This window comes from Roseovarius halophilus (ex Wu et al. 2025) (genome assembly GCF_047086965.1).
In genome coordinates this window covers 1-4,123 of sequence record NZ_JBKOTX010000325.1, presented here as the reverse complement: position 1 = coordinate 4,123, position 4,123 = coordinate 1, and the positions used below count along the sequence as shown (strand labels likewise).

General features: G+C 66.6%; 3 protein-coding genes. 2 read left to right on the top strand and 1 reads right to left on the bottom strand.

All coding sequences use genetic code 11. The features are described 5' to 3' along the window. Positions 1–271 precede the first annotated feature (271 nt). A complete protein-coding gene (locus ACH107_RS30640) occupies positions 272–877 on the bottom strand; it encodes a response regulator transcription factor (RefSeq protein WP_412509467.1) in 606 nt (201 codons plus the stop codon). Positions 878–1,264: 387 nt separating this feature from the next. Between ACH107_RS30640 and ACH107_RS30635 the strand changes: the two genes are divergently transcribed. Beyond that, entirely contained in the window at positions 1,265–1,651 is a 387-nt protein-coding gene (locus ACH107_RS30635) for a molybdopterin-dependent oxidoreductase (RefSeq protein WP_412509466.1), read from the top strand. Positions 1,652–1,683: 32 nt separating this feature from the next. Continuing rightward, positions 1,684–4,123 (top strand): ATP-binding protein (locus ACH107_RS30630; protein ID WP_412509465.1); only part of this gene is annotated, 2,440 nt, incomplete at its 3' end.

The window sequence follows — 4,123 nt, the reverse complement described above, 5'->3', positions numbered from 1 at the left end:
CGATCAGACTTAACAATCGGTTAGCCTCTGACGGTCTATAGTGCCTTCCGAACAATCATGGAGGTTTCGTCATGGCCGATACGGAAACCGACGAAGGCGTCCGACAGGGCCCGTTGCGGCCGCGGTGCGCGATCTGACGCGGTGCCTCAAGGCGCGGCGACCATTGTCATCGCCGGCCCCCACACGGCAGATCGGGCAAGTTGATCAGGGGTCGCGTCGCGCCGGGCCCTGCCGCGCTGTGAAGCGCCCCGCCGGTACACGACCTTGAGTTTCAGGCCAGCCCCATGTCGCGCGCCAGCATCGCCGCATGGGTGCGGTTGCGGGCGCCCAGCTTGCGCGACAACGTCTTGAGATGCAGCTTGACCGTGACTTCCTGAATGTCGAGGTCCCGCGCGATTTCCTTGTTCGACTTGCCCTCGGAAATGCCCCGCAGCACATCCATCTCCCGCGGGGTCAGGCTGACCGGGGCGGTTTCCTGCTTGCCCGTCTCGAGGAATTCGAGCGGCGTGTACGTTTCGCCGGTCAACATGTGCCGAACCGCCGCGATCAGCGTGTCGGGGGCAAGCGTCTTGGGCAGGAAACCCGCGGCGCCGGCACCTAGCGCACGCCGCGCCACCTCGGGCGGCGCTGTCCCGGAAAGGATCGCCACCGGGCATGACGCCTGGGCCTTCATCCGCGCCAGCCCGGAAAGCGTGTCCATACCCGGCATCGCGTAGTCGAGCAGCACGATATCGAACGGCCCCCGCGACTGTTGAAGGCGCAGGGCCTCGTCCAGACTGCTGGTCGCGACCACGTCGAAGCCGCCCTGCTGACGCAGGTACTCGGCGATTGTTTCACGAACGAGGTCATGATCGTCGGCTAACAGAAGCCTTTTCATCTCAGCTCTATCGCGCTCGGCGGGCCATCATGCAACCGAAAGCGGATCTCCTACATGCGATACCGAACGTGCGAACGTCACCCTCAACTTGGTACCTCGGAATATTACCCGTGTCGCGTTTCAAGTCACGTACTACACTTTGTATCTTAACCCCAACCTATACGCCTGAATAGGGGTATGGATTTTTATCGCAGGGCCGTCACGACTGGCCGTGCCCGTAAAGGTTTTGCAATGTTCTTTTACCCTCTCCGTCTCTTTGGCATTTGCCTTCTGGCGACATCTTGCCTGTTCCCCGCCCCCCACATCAAGGCGGCGGACAGCACATCCGGACCGGGTCGCACGCTGCTGACCCTCGAATGGCCGGGCTCTGGCGGCCGGGACAACCGCGTGGAACTGAGCCTGCCGGATCTCAAGGCCCTGCCAGCCGCCTCCTTCGAAACCCCCACGATCTGGACGGCCGGCGTCCAGCGTTTTACCGGTGTCCGGCTTCACGACCTGCTGGAAGCGCACGACATCGCATCGGGTCAAAACGCGGCGGATGGCGTCGAACTGGCCCTGCATGCGATAAACGACTACAGGGTCTTCGTTCCCCTCTCGGAAATCAGGGCCGATGGGGCACTCGTGGCGTATGAACGCAACGGCGCGCCCATGTCGCGCCGGCAAAAGGGGCCGCTCTGGGTGGTCTTCGATTACGACTCCGATCCGGACCTTCGCCGCGAGACGATCTACACCCGCAGCATCTGGCAACTGGACCGCATCGTCGTCTCGCGTTAATCAGGGCGGATCTTCGACACGGAACCGTGGCCATGACCGCCCGAAACCTGCTCAACCGGACCCTTGGGAAACTGATGCGCAGTCATGTTCAACTGGCTGCCTTCACCGCGCTGTCGGCCGTATGCCTGCTGGCGACGGTCGCCCTGACCCTGCAGGTCTTTTTCCAGCTCGACGCCTACGGCAGCGCGGATCGCGACAACGTCGAATGGAGCATGGCCCAGCTCGAGGTCGATCAGGTCAAGCTGATCCTCGCGGTCGAGGATGCGGACCCGCCCGAGATACGCCGCCGCTTCGACGTGTTCTACAGCCGCGTGGAAACGCTGCGCAACGGCCGCGTTTACCGCGAGGAACTGACGGGAACCCGGGCCGAGATCGACCTGCGACAGATACGCGCCGCGCTCGACCGGATGATCCCGATGATCGACGCGCCCGATCCCGTCCTGCGCGACGCGACGCCCCGGATCGGCCGCACGCTCGACGCGCTGACGCAGCCCATCCGCAACCTGTCCAGTCGCGGCATCAGCATTGACGCCGCCCGCACCGATGCCGAGCGTGACACGCTGACGTCGAAAATGGTCCAGCTCGCGACGCTGAACCTTGTCTTGCTGGCCGCGCTGCTGTCGCTGCTGCTTCTGCTCCAGCGGCTCTACCACGTCCACAGGGACCGCGCCAAGGAGAACCGGACGACGCTCGACCGGCTCGCGGCGATCCTCAACACCTCGCGGGATGCCATCCTCGTCACCGAAACGGACGGGCGCATCGTCGACGCCAACGCCGTCGCGCACCGGATGTTCGGCGGCCCGGATGCCCGCCTCGATGGCATGCGCCGGATATCCGACCTGCTCGGACGCCCGGCCGCCGGTGGTGGCTGGACGCCGCTGACCCCCGACGGCATCGTGAAGGCCGGCCCGCAAAGCCCCGCTCACCGCAGCGATCTCAAGGGGCGACGTGCCGATGGCACGGAATTCCCGGTGGAACTCTCCGCGGACCTGTCCAGCCGTGACGGGCGGGACGTGTGCGTCTGTTTCATCCGCGACATCTCGCGCCGGGTCGCGGTCGAAGCCGAAATTCGCGACGCCCGCGAAAAGGCCCTGTCGGGCGTCCGCGCCAAGGCGCGCTTCCTCGGCATGATCAGCCACGAGATGCGCACGCCCCTCAACGGGCTTCTCGGCGCGCTCGACCTGATCGAGGATACCGGGCTGAGACCCGAGCAGGCGCGCTACGCCCGGATCATGAAGTCCTCCGGTCAACTGCTCGTCACCCAGATCGAGGACGCGCTCGACATCGCGCAGGCCGATCGCCGCGACCTCAGCGTGACGCCCGGCAGCTTCGATCTCGGGGCGCTTGTCTATGCCCTGATCGAGGGCCAGCGGCCCGAGGCGGCCGCGAACGGCACCGAGATAGACCTGCTGGGGCTGGACACGGCCGAGGGGCGGGTCGACGGCGACAGGGACCGGCTTCATCAGGTGCTGCTCAACCTGCTGTCGAACGCCGTCAAGTTCACGCGCAACGGCCACATCACCATCGAGGTGGTACGGCTAAGGTCGGCGGACGGCCCCACCGGCGACGTCGAGATCCGCATTGCCGATACCGGCATCGGCATCTCGGACGCGGACCTGCCGACGATCTTCGACGATTTCGTGCGCGTGGACGACCCCGGGCGCCCGAGCACCGAGGGCACCGGCCTCGGGCTCGGCATCGCGCGTCACCTTGTCGAACTGATGGGCGGGCGCATCGGCGCCGAGAGCGTCAAGGGCGAAGGCAGCCTTTTCTGGATCGTCCTGCCCCTGCCGCCCTCCGCCGCCGCGGCGATCGCCCCCCCTGCGCCCGGAAACAAGACCCCGGCGGCGGCGCCCTGTCCGGCATGCTCGGTGCTGATCGTCGAGGACAACGGTACCAACCGGGAAGTGCTGCACGCCATGCTCGAAAAGGACGGGCACGACGTGGCTCTGGCCGCGGACGGCGCACAGGGCGTGAACCTTGCCGGCGCACGGCACTTCGACCTCATTCTGATGGATCTCTCCATGCCCGTGATGGACGGGATCGAGGCCACGCGCCGGATCCGCGGCACGGGCGGCCCCTGCGCGAAAACACGCGTCATCGGCCTGACGGCCCATTTCCGCCCCGATGACGACGCCCGGCTCTCGGGCGCGGGGTTCGACGACATACAGGCCAAGCCGTTGCGCCGCAGCCGGCTTGCCGACCTGCTGTCCGGGGGCGCGGCATCGTGCCGTCCGGCAGTATGCGTCGACGGCGCACTGGCGGGCGACGTCCTCGATCAGCTTCACGCGGACCTGCCCGAGGAAAAGGTCCGCGCGCTGATGACCGAGTTCCTCGACGATGGTCACGCGTTGATGGCCGAACTCGCCACGCTCGACCCGGCGCTGCCCGGCGACCTCGGCGGACGGCTGCACCGGTTGGCGGGCAGCGCTGCCACCCTGGGCGCGGTGGCCCTGCAATCCGCCCTCGCCC

Excerpts from the sequence above, each read along its gene's own strand:
- ACH107_RS30640 (WP_412509467.1), bottom strand. The coding sequence starts at position 877 with ATGAAAAGGCTTCTGTTAGCCGACGATCATGACCTCGTTCGTGAAACA.